Source organism: Neorhizobium sp. USDA 3394, from assembly GCF_056280385.1.
The window spans coordinates 222,267-244,278 of record NZ_JBWCDU010000002.1 but is presented as its reverse complement, the minus strand read 5'-3'; the positions used below and the strand labels follow the sequence as shown (position 1 = coordinate 244,278).

The window sequence follows — 22,012 nt, the reverse complement described above, 5'->3', positions numbered from 1 at the left end:
GACCTGACCGGATGGACCGAAAAGCCGTGGCTACGTGCCGTTTGATAGTCCGAACGCATAGGTTCTCGTATCTAGCACCAGGGCTTGCTCACGGTTCCGATAGCGGAGGCGACGTATGGTGCGCCCGGCCAACTGCAGAAACTCTTACGATTCCAGCCGGTGGCGAACGGTTTCGGTGACGGGAACTTTCCAAGCGACCCGAGGTTAGGAGGCCGTAACGAAAACTGAGAGGAAACACTTCATGATCGTAAAACTTGTTACTGCGAGCGCTCTTGCGCTTGGTCTTGCTACGTCTGCATTCGCACAGGGTGCTGGCGGTGGTTCCGGCACCGGTGGCTCGGGCTCGACCGGCGCCTCGGGCGCCGGGACCGGAGCCGGGACGGCGACCGATACGACTGCCCCCGGAACGTCGGCAACGGGGAACACCAACACCCAGGGCGCCGGCACGGCCGGAAGCAGCAATGCCAATTGCGGCAAGAGCCCGACGACTGCGGGAGCCGGCGGCACCAACGCGTCCACCTCCAACCCGAACAGCCCAACCAACCAGGCAAATTCCTGCTGACACGATCAGGCAGATCTCGTCATCCAAAGCCCCGTGGCCGTACCGGCTGCGGGGCTTTTTCACGTTCCTGCTATACCAGCCGCCTCAGGAGCCAAGATTTCGGTCGTTCATGCGCCCTGCGAACAGAGGAACCTCCTCGATATTCGCCAAGACGCGCTCCTTCAGCAGGAATCGCCGCACGTTCTCTCGGATTGCCGGCAAGGAGAAGATGCCTTGAGCGGCCATCCGACAAGCTTTCGACAACACCTCGTATGTGTCGCCTCTTTTGTCGATCGGCCATTCGTCGAGAAAGTCAAAGACGTCTTCCAGGCTTGCAAGCTCCTGAATATAGCGGGATGTTTTCACAAACAGCGGTTTGTCAAACAACGTATTAGCCATCGCGACCTCCTTTCCTCTTCGCCGTGGACCGCAGATTGATTTAGGAAATGGAGCAGTGGGTTCAAGACATCGCGGCTGTTCGCCCGAGAGCATTTTTAGACACGATGAAGCGATCCGCCAGGCTGAAAGCGGCCTGTTTTACAGTCCTGTGACAGAATTGAAAGAAAGCTGGAAAACTCTGTAACCGGCCTGACACGATAGCGCTCTAAGGAACCGTAAACGCCTTCGCACCTGCGAAAGGCATTTGCGAGACCGGAGAACTGCCGTGAAGATCATCCAGATTACCGACACCCATTTCAGCCCGGAGAAGTCGCATTTCAACGGCAACTGGGCGCCGCTGCTCACCTGGATCGAGGATAGCCGGGCCGACCTCATCATCCATACCGGGGATCTGACCGTCGATGGCGCCGACAAGCCGGAAGACATCACCTTCTGCATGGACCTGATGCGTCAGGTTTCGGTCCCGATGCTGATCGTGCCCGGCAACCACGATGTCGGCCATTTGCCGGGTTCCGCCCAGCCCGTCAATGCCGAGCGCCTCGAGCGCTGGCGGGAATTCGCAGGAGAGGACCGTTGGTTTCACGACGCCGGCGAATGGCGTCTTGTAGGGCTCAATTCGCTGCTCCTCGGCCAGGAGAACGAAGAAGAAGAGGCCCAGTTCGAATGGCTGACCAAAACACTGGAAGGGCGGAACAGCCGCCGCCTCGCCCTCTTCGCCCACAAGCCGCTTTTCGTCGACGAGCCGTATGAGGGCGATACCGGGTACTGGGGGGCACGGCCGAAGGAACGCACCCGGCTCTTCGACCTGTTCGCCGCGCATGACGTGGCACTTTTTGCCAGCGGCCACCTGCATTGGGCCTGGCAGGGCCGTCATGAGAATATCGCACTCACCTGGGGTCCCTCGGCTGCCTTCATCATCGACAAGCTGGAGCGTGAAATGCCGGGAGAGCGTCTGATCGGCGCCGCCGTTCACACCTTCGGCGACGACGTACGGACCGAGATCGTCGCCGTGCCGGGTATGACCGCTTATGTCATCGACGATGTTATCGACGAGGTTTATCCGCGTCCGGTGAAGACGGAGGCGGCCGAATGACCTCCCTTTCGCTTCGCGGCATCCAGAAATCCTTCTCCGGCAATCCGATCCTCAAGGGCGTCAGCTTTGATGCCGGTCCGGGCGAGTTCATCGCCCTCGTCGGGCCTTCCGGCTGCGGCAAGAGCACGCTGTTGCGCATCCTCGCCGGCCTCGAAAGCGCTGACGCCGGTGAAATCATGCTTGGCGACCGCGACCTGTCGCCGGTGCCGGCGGCCGACCGCAACATCGCCATGGTGTTCCAGTCCTACGCGCTTTACCCGCATCTGACGGCAGCGCAGAACATCGCCGTGCCGCTGGTCATGCGCAAGCTGACGCGGACGCAGCGCCTGCCGGTGATCGGCCCGCTGATGCCCGGCCAGCGCAAGGCGGTCGCGGCGATCAAGCGCGACGTGCGCGAGATGGCCGCGTCGCTGAAGATCGACCATCTGCTCGACCGCAAACCCGGCCAGATGTCAGGCGGCCAGCGCCAGCGCGTCGCGCTCGGCCGCGCCATGGTGCGCCGCCCCTCCGTCTTCCTGATGGACGAACCGCTTTCCAACCTCGACGCCAACCTGCGCGTCCATGCCCGCGGCGAGATCGTCGAACTGCACCGCCGCGCCGGAGTGCCGACGCTTTATGTCACCCATGACCAGGCGGAAGCGCTATCGATGGCCGACCGCGTCGCCGTGATGATCGGCGGTTCGCTGCTGCAGCTCGCCTCGCCGCAGGTGATCTACGACGATCCGGCGCATATCGAGGTTGCCCGTTTCGTCGGCCAGCCGCGCATCAACCTTTTTCCGTCGCAGGTCGGCGCCGATGGCACGATAGCGCTCGGCGATATCCGGGTGGGATTACGTCGGGAGATGGTCGTAGCCGGTGCTTCGGTGACGATCGGCATTCGCCCGGAATTCATCCGGGTCTCCCGCACCGGCCAGCAGGGCCTGCCGGCACGCATTGACCGGATCGAGTTCCTGGGCTCCGAGATCGTCCTCTATTGCCGCCTGGATGCAATCGGCGAACCGGTGGTCGCCAAGCTTTCGCCCGCCGAAGGCGTCGGTCTTGCCGCCGGCATGCCCGTGCGTCTCGATTTTTCCGCCGACCGCCTCTTCGTCTTTGCCGAGAAAGGTCATCGCCTGCCTTCGACACCGCTCGATGCCACCGTCATGCTGGAGACGGTCCATGGCTGAGGCGACCGCTGCTGCACTTCCGCTCGCCGGGAAACCTGCTCGCTCGGCCGCCGAACGGCAGGAGGCGCGCGCCGGGCTCATCCTGTCGCTGCCGGCCATGGTTCTTCTGTTCGTCTTCATCCTCCTACCGGTAGCGGTGGTGATCCTGTTCGGATTTACCGATTACGAACTCGGTTATACGGGCTTCCGCTTCGTCGGCTTCGACAACTACACGGAACTTTTCACCGACCGGACCTTCCGCCGCTCGCTGTGGAACACGACGGTCTATGCGGCGATCGTCGCACCGATCTCGATCTTCATGGCGCTCGGCCTTGCAATGCTGATCGAAAGCGAAACTATCGGCCGCTCCTTCTTTCGAACCGCCTATTTCCTGCCGGTCGCCTCGCTGCTCGTCGCCATGGCGACCGTCTGGCAATATCTCTTCCACCCGACGATCGGCCCGATCAACGCGCTTCTGGCGCTCGGCGGCCTGCCACGTCCCAACTGGCTCGGCGCCTCGACATCCGTCCTCTACAGCCTGTCGATCATCGGCATCTGGCAATCGGTCGGCTTCAATCTCGTGCTTTTCCTGGCCGGCCTCACCGCGATCCCCCGCGAACTCTATGCGGCAGCGCATGTCGATGGCGCCCGCTCGGCCTTCGACCGGTTTCGGCTGGTCACCTGGCCGATGCTCGGGCCGACGACGCTGTTCGTCACCACGATCAGCATCATCAATGCAGTCAAGGTCTTCGAGACGGTCAAGACGCTGACCGAAGGCGGGCCGAACAAGGCTTCCGAAGTGCTGCTTTTCACCATCTACCAGGAAGGGTTCGTCTACCTGAAAGTCGGTTACGCCTCGGCGATGACCGTCGTTTTCCTCGCCATCCTGGTGGTGCTGATGTTCCTGCAATACCGCGTCCAGGACAAGCAGGTGCATTACTCATGAACGCTTCAGCCTTCACCCTCGGCCGCGCCGTCCGCCTGTCGATCCTGATCTTCGGGGCGGTGATCTTCCTCGCACCCTATGTCTTCATGATCTCGACCGCCGGCAAGGCCCAGAGCGACATCTTCTCCTCGTCGCTGTCGCTCATCCCGCAGCACTGGTCCTATGTCGCCAACTTCACCAAGGCGCTGACCCGCGTCTCGATGACGACGCTGTTGTGGAACGGCGTCGTGGTCTGCGCGCTGATCTTCGTCTTTCAGGTGATGATCGCCATCCCCTGCGCCTATGCCATGGCGAAGCTGAAATTCCGCGCCGCAAGGCTGATGATGGTGCTGGTCATGCTCGGCCTTTTGGTGCCGATCCATGCGACCGCCCTGCCCCTCTACGTCGCCTTCGACCGCATGGCGGTGCTCAACAGCTATTTCGCGCTGGTCGCCCCCTTCACCATCTCGGTTTTCGGCATCTTCCTCTTCCTGCAGTTCTTCCGCGCCATTCCGGACGACCTGATCCATGCCGCCCGGCTCGACGGCATGTCGGAACTCGGGATTATCGGCCGCGTGATCGTGCCCAATGCCTGGCCGGCGATCACCGCGTTTGCGATCTTCTCGGTCGTTGCCCATTGGAACGACCTCTACTGGCCGCTGATCGTCGTTTCCAACCAGTCCTACGCGACGCCGCCGCTCGGCCTCCTCTATTTCCGCGCCGCCGAGGCCGGCGACGACTACGGCGCGCTGATGGCCGCCACGCTGATCATCACCACTCCCCTCGTCGCTGCTTTCCTTCTCGCACAGAAGCGCTTCGTCGAGGGCATCACCATGACCGGTCTCAAAGGCTGACCGGCATCAAACAGGAGACTATGCGATGAAGCATCTCACCAAGTTTTTCGCCGCAGCGGCGATTGCCATGACGGTGTCGCTTCCGGCCCATGCCGAAACGACATTGACCGTGCACTATCCGATGCCGGGTTTCTTCAAGGACGTGATGGACACGATCTCGAAGAAGTTCATGGAAGAAAACCCGGACATCAAGATCCAGTTCGCCAACCCGTCGGCGACCTATGAAGAGGGCATCCAGCTGATCATGCGCCAGGCCGGCACGGCGGAAATGCCGGACCTGACCTTCATCGGCCTCAACCGCCTGCGCATGGTTCAAGAGCGCGACCTGCCCGTCGATCTCGCTCCGTTCATCGCCAAGGAAGGCGATATGGGCAAGCTCGGCTTTTCCGACAACATCCTGAAGCTCGCACAGGTCAAGGGCAAGCAGGTCGGCCTCGCCTTCGCGACGTCGAACCCGATCATGTACTACAATGCCGACCTCGTTAAGGCCGCCGGCGGCAATCCGGACGTTCCACCGAAGACCTGGGATGAGGTGATCGCGCTCGGCGCCAAGATCAAGGCGCTCGGCAACGGCGTCGAAGGCATCGATTTCCGCTGGCAGGGCGACGACTGGATGTTCTCGGCACTTCTGTTCGGCGCCGGCGGTCAGATGTTGAGCGCCGACGAAAAGTCCGTCGCTTTCGCCGGACCGGAAGGCCTGAAGGCTGTCGAAACTCTCGACCGCATGGTCAAGCAGGGTGGCCTGCCGGTCTTCACCGCCCAGGCCGGTGAACAGGCCTTCTTTGCCGGCAAGGTCGGCATCGAATTCAAGACGACCGGCGCCCTGCGCAACACGATCAAGAGCGTCGGCGACAAGTTCGACCTGCGCACCGCGCAGATCCCGCTGATCGATCCGGTCAGGGGCAAGCTGCCGACCGGCGGCAACGCGGTCGTCATCCTCGCCCGCAATGCCGAAAAGCAGCAGGCAGCCTGGAAGTTCGCCAAGTTCGCCGCCGGTCCTTATGGCGCCTCCGTCGTCGTCCCGGGCACCGGTTATGTTCCGAACAACGAGCTCGCCGCCAAGTCGCCGGACTATCTCGGCAACTTCTACAAGCAGAACCCGCTTTTCGTCGCCGGCCTCAGCCAGATGGACCGCATGATTCCCTGGTATGCCTTCCCGGGCACCAACGGCGTCAAGGTCACCCAGGCGATCGTCGAGAACCTGTCGCGCATCGTCGAACAGCAGGCCACCCCGAAGGAAGCACTGGAGGATGCGGCTTCCGAAGTGAAGGGCTTGCTGCCGCGCAGCTAAGATCCGTCCCGGCTTGATCGGATCATGGAACCGCCGTTTCCGACCGGAAGCGGCGGTTTTCCCTTTACGACGCAGGGTGTCTCAGATCGCCCGCACCGTGCCGCCTCGCCGCAGCATATAGGCGACATCGAGATGACGGGCGGGAGCCGCATTCTCGGCCATGTCCAGCAGCAGCGAGGCCGCCGCCGCCCCCATGCTCGCATCCGGCATCTCCACCGTCGTCAGCGGCGGGTCCATCAGCCGTCCGATGGCGATCCCGTCGAAACCGGCCACGGAGATATCGCGTGGTACGGAAAGCCCTTCCCGCCGCAGGGCGCCGATGACCCCGAAAGCCAGGAGATCGTTCGAGGCGATGATCGCCGTCGGCGAAAACATGGAGAGCTCAGCGCTAAGGTCGAGCTGGTCGTATCCGCTGACGAAGGGGATCTGCACCGCTTCCAGCGGCGGAATACCGCTTTCCGCCATGGCGTCGCGATAGCCTTCGTGGCGGAACCGGGCGCGGTCGGAGGTCGCGAAAGCGCCGGAGACGAACAGAATGCGGCGATGCCCAAGTCCGATCAGCAGCGTGGTCAGCTCGTGGCCAGCGCCCCGGTTGTCGACGGTGACGGCGGCGGGAAACAGCGCGGTCGGCATGTTGTGGAGGAGCACGGTCGGCGGCAGCGAGGGCATGAGGGCAACGCTCGTGGCCGGATCGCAGACGGTCAGGATCAGGCCGGTCGGCCGGTCGTTGAGAAGCGAGGCGACTGCGTCCGCCTCGCGTGCAGGGTCGTAGTTCGACTGGGCGATCAGCACGCCATGGCCGGCAACCAGCATGCGGTTCTGGATGCTGGAAAGCGACGAGGCGAAGACGGGATTGGTGATGCTGGGGATCAGCACGCCGACCACCGGCCGTTGCCCTGGCCTGCCGGCCGATGAATGTATCGGCCGATAACCGAGCTCTGCCGCCGCGCGGCGGACCCTGCGGGCCATGCGGTCGCTGACATTGCCGTTGCGACTGAGCGCCCGGCTCGCCGTTGCCAGCGAACATCCGGCTCTTGTTGCCACCTGCTGCAATGTCGTCATCAGGGAATGCCTCTTCCGTTTACCAGGCCGCACGGCCTGCCGAGAGCAGATTTCGTCCCGATATGTAAGAGTTTTATGTCAGCAACGGCGGATTCTCCTCAGACGCGGCAAAGCCGACTGTCGCCAGGCAAGCTTTAAGGCCCATCTTGTTCTGGCGCGTCAAACGCTCCACGGCCCTGATCGCGAGGCCGAAACACGGCAAATGCCATTCATCGCATTTTTAAGATTGACAGCCCTCGTGTATGTAATGTTATTACATTTATCAAGCGAGCGTAACTCTGTAACATGCCCTAGCCCGCTCCCGACGCCGCGATCAACAATCAGGAAGGAAGCTCATGAATTTGTCCCTCGCTCGAAACAGTCTGCTGGCCGCTGTTGCGTCAGGTCTGATCTTGGCGGCTTGCGGAGCGTTTGCCGATGAAGATCATGAGACGAAGCAAGCATGGCGTCTGTTTGTCGGCGATCACACGATCCCCGTCGTGCGTGCCATCAACTTCGAGAACGGCAAGGAACTCGGCCGCTATGACGTCAAGGGTCCCGCGGCCCTGACCGCCAGCGCCTCCGGCCAGACCGTATTCGCCACCCAGTCGGATCATGACATCGTGCACGTCATCAAGACTGGCATCGATTTCTCCGATCACGGCGGGCATCGGGATCTGGAGGTCTCCGACGTCGGGTTGTTGCCCGTGACTTTCGAGGGCAGGCGTCCCTTCCACGTTGTTCCGCATGACGACCACGCGATCCTTTTCTACGATCGAGGTGGCAAAGCGGAGATCATCGATGAAACGGCTCTTCTTGAGGGCAGGACCGAGGTAAAGACAGTCGATACGACGAGGCCGCATCACGGCGTAGCGGTGACGATGGGTCGTTTCGTGCTCGTGTCCGTCCCAAACACTGAAGTCGAAACCAAGCCCGACGAGCTTCCGCCGAGGGTCGGTCTTCGCGTCGTCGATGAGGCGGGCAAGCAGGTCGGCGACATCGCCAAATGCACCGATCTTCACGGCGAGGCCACCTCGGCCCGGCTCGTCGCCTTCGGTTGCAAGGAAGGCGTTCTTGTCGCACGGCCCGGGGGCATGGACGGACCGAAGCTGGACATGCTCGCTTACCCGGCGGACCTGCCGAAGGGCAGCACCGGGACCTTGCTTGGTGGCAAGGCGATGCAGTTCTTCCTCGGCAACTACGGCGAGGACAAAATCGTCCTGATAGATCCGGATGCCGAGAAGCACTTCCGGCTGATCGACCTCCCCACCCGCCGCGTCGACTTCCTGCTGGATCCGGCAACGCCGCGCAATGCCTACATCCTGACGGAGGACGGTGATCTTCATGTGCTGGACGTGATCAAGGGCGAGATCGTTCGCAAGGCCGGGGTCACCGAGCCCTACAGCAAGGACGGCCATTGGCGTGATCCGCGGCCGCGTCTTGCCGTTGCGGACGGTCATATCGTCATTACCGATCCGCGGCACTCGCTGATTCGCGTCGTCGATGCGGAGAGCCTGAAGGAGGTCCGTACGATTCCCGTCGAAGGAAACCCTTTTACGATCGTTGCCGTCGGCGGCTCCGGCGCATCGCACTGATGCGGACAACCTTTGGCTCCGGAATTGTCACCGCAGTTCCGGACCGGGATCATTTCATCAGAAATGACGATGCAGTAGTCCGGAGCCTGACGACTGCGCTTTCTTCCGGCCTGATCTTGGACGAAATCTTCCGGATCCTTTGTGCGCCCTGGGGACAACCAGCCACGGCGTTGACAGTCGGCAAAGGGCGTGTAGGTTGGCGCCGTCAAGGTTCTTCCATCCCGCGATGGAAGCTAAGAGGGAATCCGGTAAAAACCGGAGCTGTCCCGCAACTGTGAGCGGTGAGCCGTTCGTCCAACATGTCACTGGCAGCCAATGCCGGGAAGACGGGCGATGAAGGCTTTGACCCGCAAGCCAGGAGACCTGCCTGACGATAGAAGTTCCGTGGTCGGGGTGTGCCACAGGGATGACGGTTCCGTCGGGCCATCGCGCCTGCCGTAACCTTCATTTTTGCTGCCTCCTCAATGAGTGAGACGAAGGCAGTGAAAACACAGGGATTACCTTCCCAGAATTTATCCGGTCGCGCCGTCCTCCTGATCGCGAAATCCGCCTTTGCGGCATCGCCGCATCGGGAAATGCGGCGGCTCGCGGAGCTTGCGGCCGGCGCGACCGGAGCCCGAACCGTGCGCTTCGCCTTTACCGAGCAGGGAACCCCTTCCCTGCGCGAAGCGCTGTCCGATCTGCTCGACGAGGATGTCGAAACCGTCGTGATCGTGCCGCTTGTCCTGCCCATGGAGCCAAGCTTCCATATCTGGCTGACGAAATCGCTGACGCGCTGGAAGGCCGCCGACAGCCGCCCCTGGCCCGCCTTGTCCGTCGCCAAGGATATCGCCTCCAGCACGCTGATGGCGCATCTTCTCGGCGAACTGCTTGAGACGGCCGAGGCGCTGGATGCTCCAGAGACCGAAAACCCGCCTGTCATCGAAGGTTCCCTCGTGCCGGCCCAGAAACGCCGCGTGCTGGTCTGCCAGGGCGGTCCCTGCAACGCGGCCGGAGCCGATGTGATCTGGGGACATCTTCGCAACCAGCAGGAGCGGCAGAAATTGCGCGCTGCCGGCGATGGCACGATGACGGCAAAGTCCACATGTCTCGGTCCCTGCAGCCTGGCGCCCGTGCTGCAGGTATTTCCCGAAGGCACCTATTACGGCGGCGTCAACGAAAATGCGATCGACCGGATCATCGGCGAGCACCTGCTGGGCGGCCGTATCGTCGAGGACTTCGCCTATCACCCGACGGGCCGCAAGCAGCGGCTTCGCACCCCATCCGAACAGAACAAGAGGAGAGAGAATTGAGGTCGCAGACCGTATCGCGCCTGGCCGCCGCCTGGCTCACCGCCGCCACCTTTGTCACCGCGGGCACTGTCTTCGCAGGCGAGCCGCTTCGCGTCGGTGCCACCTACATCACCAGCGGCACGGACCCGGCCAAGGGCTCGAACGGCTGGGCTCTGGTCAGCCATGGCGTCGGCGAGAACCTCTTCACCGTCGATCGCAACGGCAAGCTCGTGCCGGAACTGGCCGAGAAGGCAGAGCGCATCGCAGACCTGACCTGGACCGTCACCCTGAAGCCCGGCCGCCTGTTCTCCGATGGCACGCCCGTCACCGCCAGGGCACTGGCAGCCGGTTTCGATACGACGTTCGCCAACAACAAGGCGGCGCTCGCGACCGGCGGCAAGCTGACCTTCGAGGCGGGCGACGACCTGACGCTGAAGGTGACGACCGAAAAACCGGTGCCGTTCATTCAGGCACTCTTTGCCGAATGGCCGCTGGTTGCCTACAAGCCCACCGGGACCGGCAATGCCGTCTTCAGCGGTCCTTACCGTGTCTCCGACTTCAAGGCGGATGCCTCGATCACGCTTGCGGCCAACATGCATTTCGCCGGCGCCGAAAAGCGTTCGCCGGTCAATTTCCGCAGGTTCGGTGATGCCCAGACCCTGACGCTGGCGCTGGAAGCAGGAGAACTCGACATGGCCTTCGGCTTGCCGTCGGAGGTCGTGAGCCGGCTCAAGACCAGTCCGGACCTGACGATCAAGTCGTTCCCGGTCGGGTACCAGTATCTCGCCTTCTTCAATACTGCCCGGCCGCTGATGGCTGACGTGAAGGTGCGCCGGGCGATCGATCTGGCCTTCGACCGCAAGGAGCTTGCGGCCGCGATCAACGGCGGCGAACCGGCCACAGGTGCCTACGCCGCCTATTTCCCCTTTGCCGGCAGGGAGGCCCGCCCGAGCGATCTCGCCAAGGCTGGAGCGCTGCTCGACGAAGCCGGCTGGGCAAAAGGCAGCGGCGGCATGCGCGAAAAGGGCGGCACGCCGCTGCGCCTGCTGGTCATCACCTATCCGCAGCGCCCGGATCTCGTCACCATGCTGCCGGTGGTCAAGGCGGAACTCGCAAAGATCGGCATCGCCATCGATACGCAGGTGGTGGAGAACATCCAACAGGTCGCTTCGGCCGGCGACTTCGACATCGCACTCTGGGCGCAGCACACTGCCCCGAGCGGCGATGCCGCCTTTTTCCTGAACTCGATGCTGAGAAGCGGCGCTTCCCTGAACTACGCGAAATATGCCTCGCCAGACTTCGATGCGATCCTCGACCGGTTTGCGACCGAGGGCGATCCGGCAAAGCGGGTGGCGATCGCGCTGGATGCCCAGCAGAAAATCTTCGCCGATGCGCCCGCCTCCTTCCTGGTATCGCCCGTCTGGTATGTCGGCCTGTCGAAGCGGCTCAAGAACTACGAGCCGTGGGGATCCGACTACCACGTCCTGCGCGCCGATATCGGCGAGGCGGAGTAGGGCCAGGTGATGCGGCTGGCCCGGTTCGGCATACAATCGATAGCGGGGTTGCTGGCGGTTTCGCTCGCCTCCTTCTCGGTCATCACCCTGATGCCGGCCGATCCGGTCACGATCGCCATTCGCGCCTGGAGCCTGCCGGCGACGGAGGAAACCGTCGCCGCGTTGAGGGCGGAGTGGGGGCTCGATCAGCCGCTGCCGGTCAGGTATCTGCACTGGCTGGCGGATTTCCTCACCGGAGATTGGGGCCGCTCCTTCCGGACCGGAGAGCCCGTGCTTGCCGAGTTCGCCGAGCGGTTGCCGGTCTCGCTGTCGCTCGGTCTCGCCGGCCTGGCTCTGGCGATCGTGCTGGCAATTCCGCTCGGATTCTTCTCAGCCGCCCATCCCGGGGGCATTGCCGATCGGATGAGCCGGGCTCTGTCGATCTTCGTTCAGGCGGTGCCTGCCTTCTGGCTGGGCCTTGTCCTTCTCTGGGTCCTCGGTGTGCGGCTGCGCTGGGTCAGACCCTTTGCCAATGATTGGACCGCGATCGTCCTGCCAATCCTGCTGATCGCGCTGCATTCCGTTGCCGTTCTTTCCCGCGTCTATCGGCGCGACCTGAAGGAGACCGCCGGGCAGCCGCATTTCCGCACGGCGCTTGCCAAGGGCCTGTCGGAAAGGCAGGCACTCTGGAGGCACGGCCACCGCGGCGCGCTTTATGCTCTCCTGTCGGCAGTCCGTTCCGAAGCCGGCTGGGTGATCGGCAGCACCGCGACCATGGAGATTCTCTTCGGCCTTGCCGGCATCAGCCAGTTCCTGGTGCAAAGCATCGCGGCACGCGACCAGATGGTGCTGCAGGCCTATGTCATGGTCATTGCCATCTGGATGCTTGTATTGAATGCCAGCGCCAATCTCGCCATGCGCCTTCTCGATCCGCGCCTTGCCCGATGCCCCGGCTGATCATGCTCGCGGCGCTCGCCGTCTTTCTCTGTGTCGGCGGCTTCTGGCAGCCACATGATCCCGATGCGGTGGACATGCTTGCCCGTCATTCCGGCATGACCGCCGGCCATCTGCTCGGTACCGATCATCTCGGTCGCGATCTTCTGTCGCGCATCATGGCCGGCGGCTGGCGGACGGCCTGCGTCATCCTCTCGGTCGGTGCCATCGGCTTTTTCTTCGGCACCCTGCTGGGCACCGCTGCCGCCGTGCTTGGCGGCTGGCGGGAAACGGTGGTCCTGCGGTTCTGCGAGTTCTTCGTCATGGTGCCGACGCTCATCGTCGCACTGGCGGCAGCGGCGATTTTTGGCCTGTCCCCGCTCAGCGCGGGGCTGGCGCTGGGTCTGGCCGGCGTCGGCCCGCATGCGCTGCTTGCGCATGCGCTTAGCCTGAGGGTGCTCGGCCAGCCGTTCATCCTGGCGGCAAGGAGCCTCGGTATTGCACCTTTGCGGATGATCGCCCGGCACCTTCTGCCCAATACCCTGCCTTTGATGTTCGCCTATGTCGGTAATCAGGCGGGACTTGCGGCGGTTGCCTATGCCTCGCTCGCCTTCATCGGTCTCGGGGCCGATCCATCGAAGCCGGATTGGGGATCGATGCTGTTTGAATATCGCGTGTTCATTTTCGACCACCCGATGCTGATGATCTGGCCAGGCGTCGCGCTCGCGCTGGTCACGCTCCTGCTCAACGGCTTTTTTGACAATGGCCAAGCCTGATGCTGGTTCTGTGGGAATGGAGGCGGTCCTGCCGCCGTTGGCGGCGGGTATCCGCTTATCGCGCAAGAACCCCCAACGGCGAGATGGTCTTCAGGTCCGGATCCACGAAGCCGGTCGCCTTTGCGACCTGCGCGTGGCTCATGCTGTAGCCGTAGTCGAGAACCCGTACCCCGTCCATGATGAAGAGCTGGGCCTTGTCCAAACCGGGCCTCAGATTTCCTCTCACTGTGACGACTTCATAGACCCGCGAGAGATGGAACGGCTCGGCAGCGACCACATGCACCAGTTGGTTCGGTGGCGGAGCGGCGCTGTGGCTGCAGGCGCCGGCCCAGGGGACAAGCATGAACTCGTAAACCAAATCGCCGTCCTGGTCGACCGGCAGGATGAAACCGGTCAGTTCCACCGTACGGGCTTCGTCACGCCAGGCAAGTGTTTCTCCCTGGGGCCGGCTGGACGCCATGCCCGGCAGGGCAGCATCCAACCTCGATTGATCCGCAGGCCGCAGGGCGCTCCAGAGAACCGGCTGAGCGCCTGCAAAAACGCCGGATGCCGGACAAATCGTCCCGATCACCATCGTCGTCAATTTCAGGAGGAAAAGCGCGCGCCTCATCTGCATCTCCGTCTACAGGGCGTTCCCCAGCCGACAGGCCACCGCCGCTCCTGTCCCGGATGTTAGCTCGATTTCTTGACTGAGGTCAAAGCCAGATGGAAGAGGTTGCTTCTCAGCCTTCGCTCGAACTCTGGCCGCAGTCACTGGAGTGGCAGCCTCGATTTTCCATATCGCTATGGCGGGGGGCACCGCCACGGAAGAGGCTCATCCGAGGGAATGCGAAGCCAGGGCATAAACCCTCGCATTGCCATTCTGTCCGGCGCCGTAACTGGCTGCCTCCTCGGTCACCATCGTCGTCAGGGTGGCGTAGATGCTGAGCCCGCACTGCTGGACGAGCGCCGCAAACGGGCCGCTATCGAAATGTGTATCAACGCGCAGGAAGCCGTCGGCGTGGGCCGCAATATGCGGGTGGATCACCGTGATGGCGTCCTCGTCGTTGCCGGCGACCACCGGCCCGACCACATGCCCTCGCCCGAAGCGCCGGCGCATTGAGAAGGCGCGCAACCGCTCGCCTTGGTAAAGACCGTAACAGATCGAACTCTCGAACAATCGCAGGAGATGCAGGCTTCGATCAGTACCGAAGGCTGGAGCATCGAAGGCGATCACGGTGTCGAGATCGTCGCGATCCAACCGCCGCAGAAAAAGCCCCTTCTCCAGAGGCGGAAGCGCCATCGGCGCGATCGCTGTCCCCTGATATTGATAAACCGTCTGCTTCGGCTTGAAGCCCAGAGAAGCATAGAGCCGCTGTGCTTCCCGCGTCGAGTTGAGACGAATGCGGTTGCGGCCGCAGTCCGTCATGATCCGTTTCATCAGCCACCTGGCCGCGCCGTTGGCCTGCAGCCTCGGGGAGGTGATCAGCATCCCGAACGTGGCGAAGCCGTCGCCATGAGGAAACCACATGCCCGAGGCTCCCACGCGGCCGATCTCGTCAAGCGCGACATATCCTTTCCCGATGTCGATCAGATGCTGCCAGTCGGCTGCCCGGTGAGGCCAGCCCACCGAGATCGACAAAGCCTGCAGCTTGGAGATTTCGACACTCGAGAGATCCGCAATGCGCATCTCGAAATTATCGACGTTCAAGGTTCCTGGTAATTCACTATCCATCATTATCCAGCCGAGATCGTATATCCTGTTAGGCGAACCGCTCGGATATCCCGGCAGTCACGTTAGTCGAGATCCCGCGAAACATTTCACTGCTGAAGCGAAACCGAACACAAGATTTGACCGTATCGCGTCCACTTTCGGCAGCCATTGGTTTCTCCTGCCTCTAACCTTGCTTGCCAGGATTGGTTCGCATGCTCTGCAAAAGCAAGGCGTGGCGGCCACGGGGTCGTGGCTTTTAGAGGCGGGAACAGTCGATGCGCGCTTTGGACATCCTGGAGAAGCTGGTCGGCTTTCCCTCGGTCGTCGGCACGCCCAACGGCAATATCGTCGAATGGATTGCGGACTATCTCAAATCCTTCGGGATCGCCGCGCATATCCTGCCGGGGCCTGAAGGCGACAGGGCCAATCTTTTTGCCACGATCGGCCCTGCCGGCCACCCGGGCTACATCCTGTCCGGCCATATGGATGTGGTCCCGGCCACCGAGGCCGGCTGGGACAGCGATCCCTTTTCATTGAGGAACGAGAACGGCAGGCTCTACGGGCGGGGAACAAGCGATATGAAGGGGTTCTTGTCGGCCGCTCTGGCAGCCGTGCCCGCGCTTCTTGAAAGTCCGCTTTCACGCCCGATCCAGCTTGCCTTTTCCTACGACGAGGAAGCCGGCTGCCGGGGCGTGCCGCATCTTCTCGCACGGTTGCAGGACCTTTGTGCCCCGCCGCTGGGTGCGATCATCGGGGAGCCGAGCGGGATGCGCGCCATTCTGGCCCACAAGGGAAAGGCGGCGGCCCGGGTAACGCTCAAGGGCCGTTCAGGCCACTCCTCCCGGCCGGATCTCGGCCTCAACGCGATCCACGCCATGACGGACGTGCAGCAGGCTGCGGTTGCCGCAGCCGCCGGTCTTTCCCGCGGACCCTTCGAGGCAGAATTCGAGCCACCCTATTCCTCGCTGTCGATCGGCACGATCAGTGGCGGTCAGGCGGTCAACATCATTCCCGAAATCTGCAGCCTTGAACTGGAGGCCCGCGCCATCTCTTGGGCAGATCCCGAAGCGCTGCTCGCCCCGGTGCGGGCGGTTGCCGAGGGCTTGGCGACGAAAGGCTTCGATGTCGACTGGCAGGTTCTCAGCGCTTACCCGGCGCTGCTGCTGGCGCCGACCTCTCCCCTCGCCGCGCTTTTGCAAGATCTGACGGGGGTCGAGCCGCTGGCGGCTGTCAGCTATGGGACGGAGGCCGGTCTTTACCAGCGCGCCGGCATAGATGCGATCATCTGCGGGCCTGGCGACATTGCCCGCGCCCATAAACCCAATGAGTTCATTCTGGCGAGCGAACTCGACGACTGCCAGGCCATGATTGAAGCGCTTGGTCGGCATTGCCGCGCAGAATTCCAATGAGCAGGAACGTATCCGGACCATGACATTCCTCTTCAATTCCGATGCGGCCCGCGGCCGGATTTTCCAGGATGCCTTCGCTCGGGAAATCCCGGACCTGCCATTCTCCATGGATCCGGCGACGGTGGACCCCGAACAGGTGCGCTATCTCATGACCTGGACAGTGCCGGAGAATCTGGCGCGTTACCGCAATCTCGCAGTGCTGTTCTCGACCGGCGCCGGTATCGACCAGTTCCGCGCCGCCAGCGTGCCCGACGAGGTAAAGATCGTGCGCATGGTCGAAGAAGGCATCGTGCGGATGATGCAGGAATATGCGGTCCTCGGCGTCCTGTCGCTCCACCGCAACCTGCCGGCCTATCTGGCGCAACAGCAGGCGGAGGTCTGGAAGGTCCTGCCGCAGGCTCAGGCCGCAGAGCGCCGTATCGGCGTCCTGGGGCTAGGCAATCTCGGCCAGGCCGTGCTTGAGCGGCTGAAACCCTTCGGTTTTCCCCTGTCCGGCTGGAGTAGGTCCGCGCGCGAGATTGAAGGTGTCAGGTGTTTCTCCGGCGAGGATGGTCTGAAGACCATGGTTGCCGAGACCGACGTGCTGATCTGCCTCTTGCCGCTGACCGACGAAACCCGCAGTTTTCTCGACGCAGAGCTTTTCGCCAGTTTGCCGGCGGGTGCCGGACTGGTTCATGTCGGACGTGGTCCCCAGCTCGACCAGGACGCGCTTCTCGCTGCACTCGACAGCGGGCACATGTCCGGCGCCGTGATCGACGTCACCGACCCGGAACCCCTGCCGCCTGGCCATCCCTTCTGGCATCACCCACGCATCCTGCTGACCCCGCATATTGCCAGCATCACCCAGCCCCATACCGCCGCGCGCGCCGTCATCGACAATATCAAGCGGCTTCGCGCCGGGCTCGACCCGGTCGGCCTGGTCGATCGGCAGCGCGGTTACTGAACCTTCAACCTCGAAAGGAATGCCATGTCGCTTCTCAAGACCATCGAGCCTCACCCCTCCTTTGCACCGCGCGAAAACGTTCCCGCACCGGACCGGCTGATCTCCGGCAATCCGCAGCTGAAGACCTGGGCGCAGGATACGGCCCATGGCGAACTGGTGCATACCGGCGTCTGGGAAGCGACCCCCGGCGCCACCCATTCGATCAAGGGCCAGACCTTCGAATTCTGCCACATCCTGTCGGGCGTCATCGAACTTACCCCTGAAGGCGGCCAACCCGTTGTCTACAAGGCAGGTGACAGTTTCGTCATGAAGCCGGGTTTCGTCGGCGTCTGGAAGACCATCGAGACCGTCCGCAAGATCTACGTCACCGTTACCCCTTGATATGTACATCCGCGGCGCGGCAACCGCTTCGGTCCGCTCCGCAGAATACGCCGTGATCGACCGCCAAAACGGATTATTCCGCTGCGGCCCTTCGCTCTACCGGATCAAGCGGTTTCAGCAATCCGGTAATATTGCCGTCCAGTGACCGGAGATATGCCGATGAGCCTCAGTTTCGATCCCGACAGCCTGGCCCTGCCGATGGGACATTTCATCGGCGATCGCCTCGTGGCGGCCGAAGGCGTCATTGCAATGCACCGGCCGTCCGACGGCAAGGCTTATGCCAAATGCCCCGTCGCCGGTGCGGATCTCGTCGACCAGGCGGTGCAGACGGCCAAGGCGACGCTGAAGCAAAGCAATTGGGGCGGCATCCGTCCGCGCGAGCGTGTGAAGGCGCTGCATCGGTGGGCCGATCTCATCGAACAGGATGCGGTGGCGCTTGCAAGGCTGGAAGCCGTCTCCTCCACCCGCCCGGTCGGCCACCTGGTCGAGGGCGACATCGCCGTGTCGGCCGAACAGATCCGCTTCTTCGCCGAATTCGCCGACAAGGAAGGCAGCGACCTGGTGCCGACCGACGACGGCAATCTCGGCATGATCATGACGGAACCCTATGGCGTCGTCGGCGCCATCACGCCTTGGAATTTCCCGATCAACATGGCCGTGTGGAAGCTCGGCCCCGCGCTTGCCGCCGGCAATGCCGTCGTGCTGAAGCCGTCCGAGATGACGCCGTTTTCGACCATCCGCCTGGCGGAACTCGCCTTAAGCGCCGGCATCCCGGCCGGGTTGATCAATATCGTGCTCGGCGACGGCATGACAACCGGCAACGCCATCACCGGCCATCCCGATATCGCCAAGGTAAGCTTTACGGGCTCCACCCGCGCCGGCTCGGCGATCATGGAAAACATCGCCCGCACGGGCATCAAGCCGATGACGCTGGAACTTGGCGGCAAGAGCCCGCAACTGGTCTTCGCCGATGCCGATATCGATCGGGCCGCCGTCGCGGTGACCGCCAGCATCACCAGCAATGCCGGCCAGGCCTGTGTCGCCGGATCGCGCCTGATCGTCGAAAAAGGCATCGCCGCGCCGCTGATCGAAGCCATTTTGAAGAAGATGCAGGGTATCGTGCCCGGCCCGACCTGGGATGCGGCAAGCCAGTATTCGCCGATCATCTCCGACAGGCAACGCCAGCGCATCGACGACATCGTCGCAGCCTCCGTTGCAGCCGGGGCGGAATGCCTGACGGGCGGGCGTCCCATGGACGGGCCGGGATATTTCTACTCTCCGACCCTGGTCGCCGGTGTCGACCAGACGTCGCCGGCGGTGATCGAGGAGATCTTCGGGCCTGTTCTGACGCTGCAGACGTTCGAGGATGAGGAAGAAGCCATGATGCTTGCCGATCATCCGAGCTACGGGCTTGCCGCCGGCCTGTTTACCAGCGACCTTTCGAGGGCTATCCGCCTTACCCGCCGGCTGCAGGCCGGCACCATCTGGGTCAACCGCTACGGCCGCTCGCGCGATCATATCCTGCCGACCGGCGGCTACAAGCAGTCCGGCATCGGCAAGGATCTCGGCCGGGAAGCTTTCCACGCCAATCGCAAGAGCAAGAGCGTCTTGATCAGTCTTTGAGGACGAAAAACATGACATCATACAGGATTGCCCTGATCCCCGGCGACGGCATCGGCCGCGACATGACAGCGGCCGCATGGTCGGTGCTGCAGAAGGGAGCCAAAGCGCACGGCTTTGCGCTTGAGGCTACGGAATTTCCCTGGTCCTGCGCCTTCTACAAGGAAACCGGCGCAATGATGCCGGCGGACGGGATCGAGACGTTGCGCAGCTTCGACGCCATCCTGCTCGGTGCCGTCGGCTGGCCGGCGGAAGTGCCGGATTCGGTGTCGCTGCATGGCCTGCTGCTGCCGATCCGCAAGAGTTTCGTTCAATACGCCAACATCCGCCCTCACCGCCTGCTGGCCGGCGTCGAAGGTCCGCTCAAGGCAACGGCCTTCGACATTCTCTGCATCCGCGAGAACACCGAGGGCGAATATTCGGGCGCAGGCGGCCGTATCCATCAGGGTACGGCCGATGAAGTTGCCGTCGAGACGTCGATCTTTACCCGCAAGGGCGTCGAGCGCATCCTGCGTTTTGCCTTCGAACAGGCCCGGTCGCGGCGCGGCAAGCTGGCCTCGGTGACCAAGTCGAACGCCCAGAAATATTCGATGGTCTTCTGGGACGACGTCACCCGGCAGCTTTCGGCGGAATATCCTGACGTCGAGGTCACCAGCTATCACATCGACGCCATGGCGGCGCGCATGGTGATGGCCCCGGAAACGCTCGACGTCGTGGTCGCTTCCAACCTGTTCGGCGATATCCTGACCGATCTCGGCGCCGCCATTCAGGGCGGCCTCGGTTTTGCCGCATCGGCCAATATCAACCCCGAGCGCAATGCGCCTTCGATGTTCGAACCGGTGCATGGCTCGGCGCCGGACATCGCCCATCTCGGGATCGCCAACCCGATCGCCACGGTCTGGTCCGGCGCAATGATGCTCGATCATCTGGGTGAAAAGGATGCGGCGAACGCCGTCATGACGGCGATCGAAGCGGTCACGGCCAGCGGCATCGGCACGGTTCCCGGCAGGGACCGGACGGACACAATCACTGCGGCGCTGCTCGCCGCGATTTAAACATCGAATCGAGGAATGGACATATGCGGAATTTGAAGCTCCCCTCCCTGTTTCGGCAAGAAGGTCTGATCGGCGGCACCTGGGTCGGTGCCCGCTCCGGCAAGACCGTCGACGTCTTCGATCCGGCAAGCCAAGAGGTGATCGGCACCGTTCCCGACATGGGAGGCGACGAGACACGTGCGGCGATCGAAGCTGCCGAGAAGGCCTATCCGGCCTGGAAAAGGCGTACCCATGCAGAGCGCGCCGCCTTGCTTGAAACCTGGTACGGCCTGATGATCGAACATCTCGAAGATCTGGCTCTGATGCTGACCACCGAACAGGGCAAACCGCTCGACGAGGCGCGCGGGGAAATCCGCTACGGCGCCTCCTTCGTCAAGTGGTTTGCGGAAGAGGCGCGCCGCATCGGCGGCCAGACCATTCCCTCTCCGACGCCGGACCGCCGCATCATCGTCATGAAGGAGCCGGTCGGCGTCTGCGGCATCATCACGCCCTGGAATTTTCCAAACGCGATGATCACCCGCAAGATCGCCCCGGCGCTCGCCGCGGGCTGTACCGTGGTGGTGAAACCTTCGGAATTTACGCCTTATTCGGCGCTTGCGCTCGGCGTTCTCGCGGAAATGGCAGGCATTCCGGCAGGCGTCGTCAACATCGTCACCGGCATGCCGAAGGAAATCGGCAACGAGATCATGGCCAACACGACCGTGCGGAAGATCTCGTTTACCGGCTCCACGCCGGTCGGTTCGCTGCTGATGCGCGGCGCCGCCGACAGCATCAAGCGGCTGTCGCTGGAACTTGGCGGCAACGCCCCCTTCATCGTTTTCGACGATGCGGATATCGATCTTGCCATCGAAGGGGCAATCATTTCGAAATTCCGAAATGGCGGCCAGACCTGCGTCTGCGCCAACCGCATTCTCGTGCAGGCGGGCATCTACGATCGCTACGCCGAGAGGCTCACCGCCCGGGTGAATGCCATGAAGGTCGGCCCCGGAACCGAGCCGGGCGTTTCGATCGGCCCGATGATCAACGATGCGGCGATCGCCAAGATCAACCGCCATGTCGAGGATGCCCTCGCCAAAGGGGCGACGATCGTCACGGCCAAGGCCGATCTGCCGGCCGGCAGCCAGTATACGGCTCCGATCGTGCTGACCGGAGCCACCGCCGACATGCAGCTTGCCAGCGAAGAGACGTTTGGCCCGGTCGCGCCGCTCTTCCGTTTCGAAACCGAGGAAGAAGCGATTGCCATCGCCAACGGCACGCCCTTCGGGCTCGCCGCCTATTTCTACACGGAAAGCCTGAAGCGGGCTTGGCGGGTCGGCGAGGCTCTGGAATTCGGGATGGTCGGGCTGAATACCGGCCTGATCTCCACCGAGGTCGCCCCATTCGGCGGGGTCAAGCAGTCGGGCCTGGGGCGCGAGGGTTCGCAGCTCGGGATCGAGGAATATCTGGAAGTGAAGACTTTCCATATCGGCGGGCTCAACTGAGCCCGTTTCCGCACCGGAACGCTTCGAAAAAGGTGGAGCTGCGCTCGCAACTCCACCTTTTTTGCTCTCAACG

At 62.9% G+C, this 22,012-nt stretch carries 21 protein-coding genes and 1 riboswitch; of the genes, 17 read left to right on the top strand and 4 right to left on the bottom strand.

Annotated features, from left to right (window positions below):
* The first annotated feature begins 241 nt into the window (after positions 1 to 241).
* Positions 242 to 562 carry a hypothetical protein gene (locus ACZ9EJ_RS22670; RefSeq protein WP_046640574.1) on the top strand — a complete coding sequence of 107 codons (321 nt, stop codon included), beginning with the start codon at positions 242 to 244 and terminating at the stop codon, positions 560 to 562.
* Positions 563 to 646: 84 nt separating this feature from the next.
* Here the strand turns inward: ACZ9EJ_RS22670 and ACZ9EJ_RS22665 are convergent, their stop codons facing one another.
* Entirely contained in the window at positions 647 to 940 is a 294-nt protein-coding gene (locus ACZ9EJ_RS22665) for a DUF982 domain-containing protein (protein ID WP_046640573.1), read from the bottom strand.
* Positions 941 to 1,205: 265 nt separating this feature from the next.
* Between ACZ9EJ_RS22665 and ACZ9EJ_RS22660 the strand changes: the two genes are divergently transcribed.
* From ACZ9EJ_RS22660 to ACZ9EJ_RS22640, 5 genes are read left to right on the top strand one after another with little or no spacing between them, the layout of a single operon-like run.
* Positions 1,206 to 2,033, top strand: a complete 828-nt coding sequence (locus ACZ9EJ_RS22660) for a metallophosphoesterase family protein (RefSeq protein WP_046633160.1) — start codon at positions 1,206 to 1,208, stop codon at positions 2,031 to 2,033.
* On the top strand, positions 2,030 to 3,199 hold the full coding sequence (locus ACZ9EJ_RS22655) for an ABC transporter ATP-binding protein (protein WP_046633158.1): 1,170 nt from the start codon (positions 2,030 to 2,032) through the stop codon (positions 3,197 to 3,199). Before ACZ9EJ_RS22660 ends, ACZ9EJ_RS22655 begins: the two co-directional genes overlap by 4 nt.
* Positions 3,192 to 4,124: a carbohydrate ABC transporter permease gene (locus tag ACZ9EJ_RS22650; RefSeq protein WP_046633157.1), complete on the top strand. Its 933-nt coding sequence runs from the start codon at positions 3,192 to 3,194 to the stop codon at positions 4,122 to 4,124. Before ACZ9EJ_RS22655 ends, ACZ9EJ_RS22650 begins: the two co-directional genes overlap by 8 nt.
* Positions 4,121 to 4,957, top strand: a complete 837-nt coding sequence (locus tag ACZ9EJ_RS22645) for a carbohydrate ABC transporter permease (RefSeq protein ID WP_046633155.1) — start codon at positions 4,121 to 4,123, stop codon at positions 4,955 to 4,957. Before ACZ9EJ_RS22650 ends, ACZ9EJ_RS22645 begins: the two co-directional genes overlap by 4 nt.
* 25 nt (positions 4,958 to 4,982) lie before the next feature.
* Positions 4,983 to 6,248, top strand: a complete 1,266-nt coding sequence (locus ACZ9EJ_RS22640; RefSeq protein ID WP_046633153.1) for an ABC transporter substrate-binding protein — start codon at positions 4,983 to 4,985, stop codon at positions 6,246 to 6,248.
* An 81-nt stretch (positions 6,249 to 6,329) separates the two neighbouring features.
* Here the strand turns inward: ACZ9EJ_RS22640 and ACZ9EJ_RS22635 are convergent, their stop codons facing one another.
* Positions 6,330 to 7,310, bottom strand: coding sequence for a substrate-binding domain-containing protein (locus ACZ9EJ_RS22635; protein WP_046633151.1), 981 nt, complete (start codon positions 7,308 to 7,310; stop codon positions 6,330 to 6,332).
* A gap of 335 nt (positions 7,311 to 7,645) precedes the next feature.
* Here ACZ9EJ_RS22635 and aztD point away from each other — a divergent pair, with 335 nt between their 5' ends.
* The 5 genes from aztD (at position 7,646) to ACZ9EJ_RS22610 (ending at position 13,357) form a co-directional block, all read left to right on the top strand.
* Positions 7,646 to 8,884: a zinc metallochaperone AztD gene (gene aztD / locus ACZ9EJ_RS22630; protein ID WP_046633149.1), complete on the top strand. Its 1,239-nt coding sequence runs from the start codon at positions 7,646 to 7,648 to the stop codon at positions 8,882 to 8,884.
* 190 nt (positions 8,885 to 9,074) lie between these two features.
* Positions 9,075 to 9,269: riboswitch (cobalamin riboswitch) on the top strand.
* Between the two features lie 97 nt (positions 9,270 to 9,366).
* Positions 9,367 to 10,176, top strand: coding sequence for a (2Fe-2S) ferredoxin domain-containing protein (locus tag ACZ9EJ_RS22625; RefSeq protein ID WP_251090192.1), 810 nt, complete (start codon positions 9,367 to 9,369; stop codon positions 10,174 to 10,176).
* Positions 10,173 to 11,669 (top strand): ABC transporter substrate-binding protein, encoded by a 1,497-nt coding sequence (locus ACZ9EJ_RS22620; protein ID WP_046633146.1) that lies wholly within the window; start codon positions 10,173 to 10,175, stop codon positions 11,667 to 11,669. Before ACZ9EJ_RS22625 ends, ACZ9EJ_RS22620 begins: the two co-directional genes overlap by 4 nt.
* Before the next feature lie 9 nt (positions 11,670 to 11,678).
* On the top strand, positions 11,679 to 12,605 hold the full coding sequence (locus ACZ9EJ_RS22615; RefSeq protein WP_476100487.1) for an ABC transporter permease: 927 nt from the start codon (positions 11,679 to 11,681) through the stop codon (positions 12,603 to 12,605).
* The gene (locus ACZ9EJ_RS22610; RefSeq protein ID WP_046633143.1) at positions 12,593 to 13,357 is read left to right on the top strand and encodes an ABC transporter permease; all 765 of its coding nucleotides are present in this window, start codon (positions 12,593 to 12,595) and stop codon (positions 13,355 to 13,357) included. The genes ACZ9EJ_RS22615 and ACZ9EJ_RS22610 overlap by 13 nt, the downstream gene beginning before the upstream one ends.
* 55 nt (positions 13,358 to 13,412) lie before the next feature.
* On the opposite strand, the gene ACZ9EJ_RS22605 is transcribed toward ACZ9EJ_RS22610, so the two are convergent.
* The gene (locus ACZ9EJ_RS22605) at positions 13,413 to 13,967 is read right to left on the bottom strand and encodes a DUF3299 domain-containing protein (protein ID WP_052754155.1); all 555 of its coding nucleotides are present in this window, start codon (positions 13,965 to 13,967) and stop codon (positions 13,413 to 13,415) included.
* Positions 13,968 to 14,171: 204 nt separating this feature from the next.
* Complete coding sequence (locus tag ACZ9EJ_RS22600) at positions 14,172 to 15,071, bottom strand: GNAT family N-acetyltransferase (RefSeq protein ID WP_046633141.1); 900 nt, start codon at positions 15,069 to 15,071, stop codon at positions 14,172 to 14,174.
* 254 nt (positions 15,072 to 15,325) lie between these two features.
* Here ACZ9EJ_RS22600 and argE point away from each other — a divergent pair, with 254 nt between their 5' ends.
* The 6 genes from argE to ACZ9EJ_RS22570 all read left to right on the top strand — a co-directional run bounded on the left by argE (position 15,326) and on the right by ACZ9EJ_RS22570 (position 21,939).
* Entirely contained in the window at positions 15,326 to 16,459 is a 1,134-nt protein-coding gene (argE, locus tag ACZ9EJ_RS22595) for an acetylornithine deacetylase (protein WP_046633140.1), read from the top strand.
* A gap of 19 nt (positions 16,460 to 16,478) precedes the next feature.
* Positions 16,479 to 17,402: a 2-hydroxyacid dehydrogenase gene (locus tag ACZ9EJ_RS22590; RefSeq protein ID WP_046633340.1), complete on the top strand. Its 924-nt coding sequence runs from the start codon at positions 16,479 to 16,481 to the stop codon at positions 17,400 to 17,402.
* Between the two features lie 24 nt (positions 17,403 to 17,426).
* Positions 17,427 to 17,783, top strand: a complete 357-nt coding sequence (locus ACZ9EJ_RS22585) for a cupin domain-containing protein (protein ID WP_046633138.1) — start codon at positions 17,427 to 17,429, stop codon at positions 17,781 to 17,783.
* A gap of 159 nt (positions 17,784 to 17,942) precedes the next feature.
* Positions 17,943 to 19,406, top strand: a complete 1,464-nt coding sequence (locus ACZ9EJ_RS22580; RefSeq protein ID WP_046640572.1) for an aldehyde dehydrogenase family protein — start codon at positions 17,943 to 17,945, stop codon at positions 19,404 to 19,406.
* Positions 19,407 to 19,417: 11 nt separating this feature from the next.
* Positions 19,418 to 20,458 carry a tartrate dehydrogenase gene (locus ACZ9EJ_RS22575; RefSeq protein WP_046633134.1) on the top strand — a complete coding sequence of 347 codons (1,041 nt, stop codon included), beginning with the start codon at positions 19,418 to 19,420 and terminating at the stop codon, positions 20,456 to 20,458.
* A gap of 23 nt (positions 20,459 to 20,481) precedes the next feature.
* Positions 20,482 to 21,939, top strand: coding sequence for an NAD-dependent succinate-semialdehyde dehydrogenase (locus ACZ9EJ_RS22570; RefSeq protein ID WP_046633132.1), 1,458 nt, complete (start codon positions 20,482 to 20,484; stop codon positions 21,937 to 21,939).
* Positions 21,940 to 22,012 lie beyond the last annotated feature (73 nt).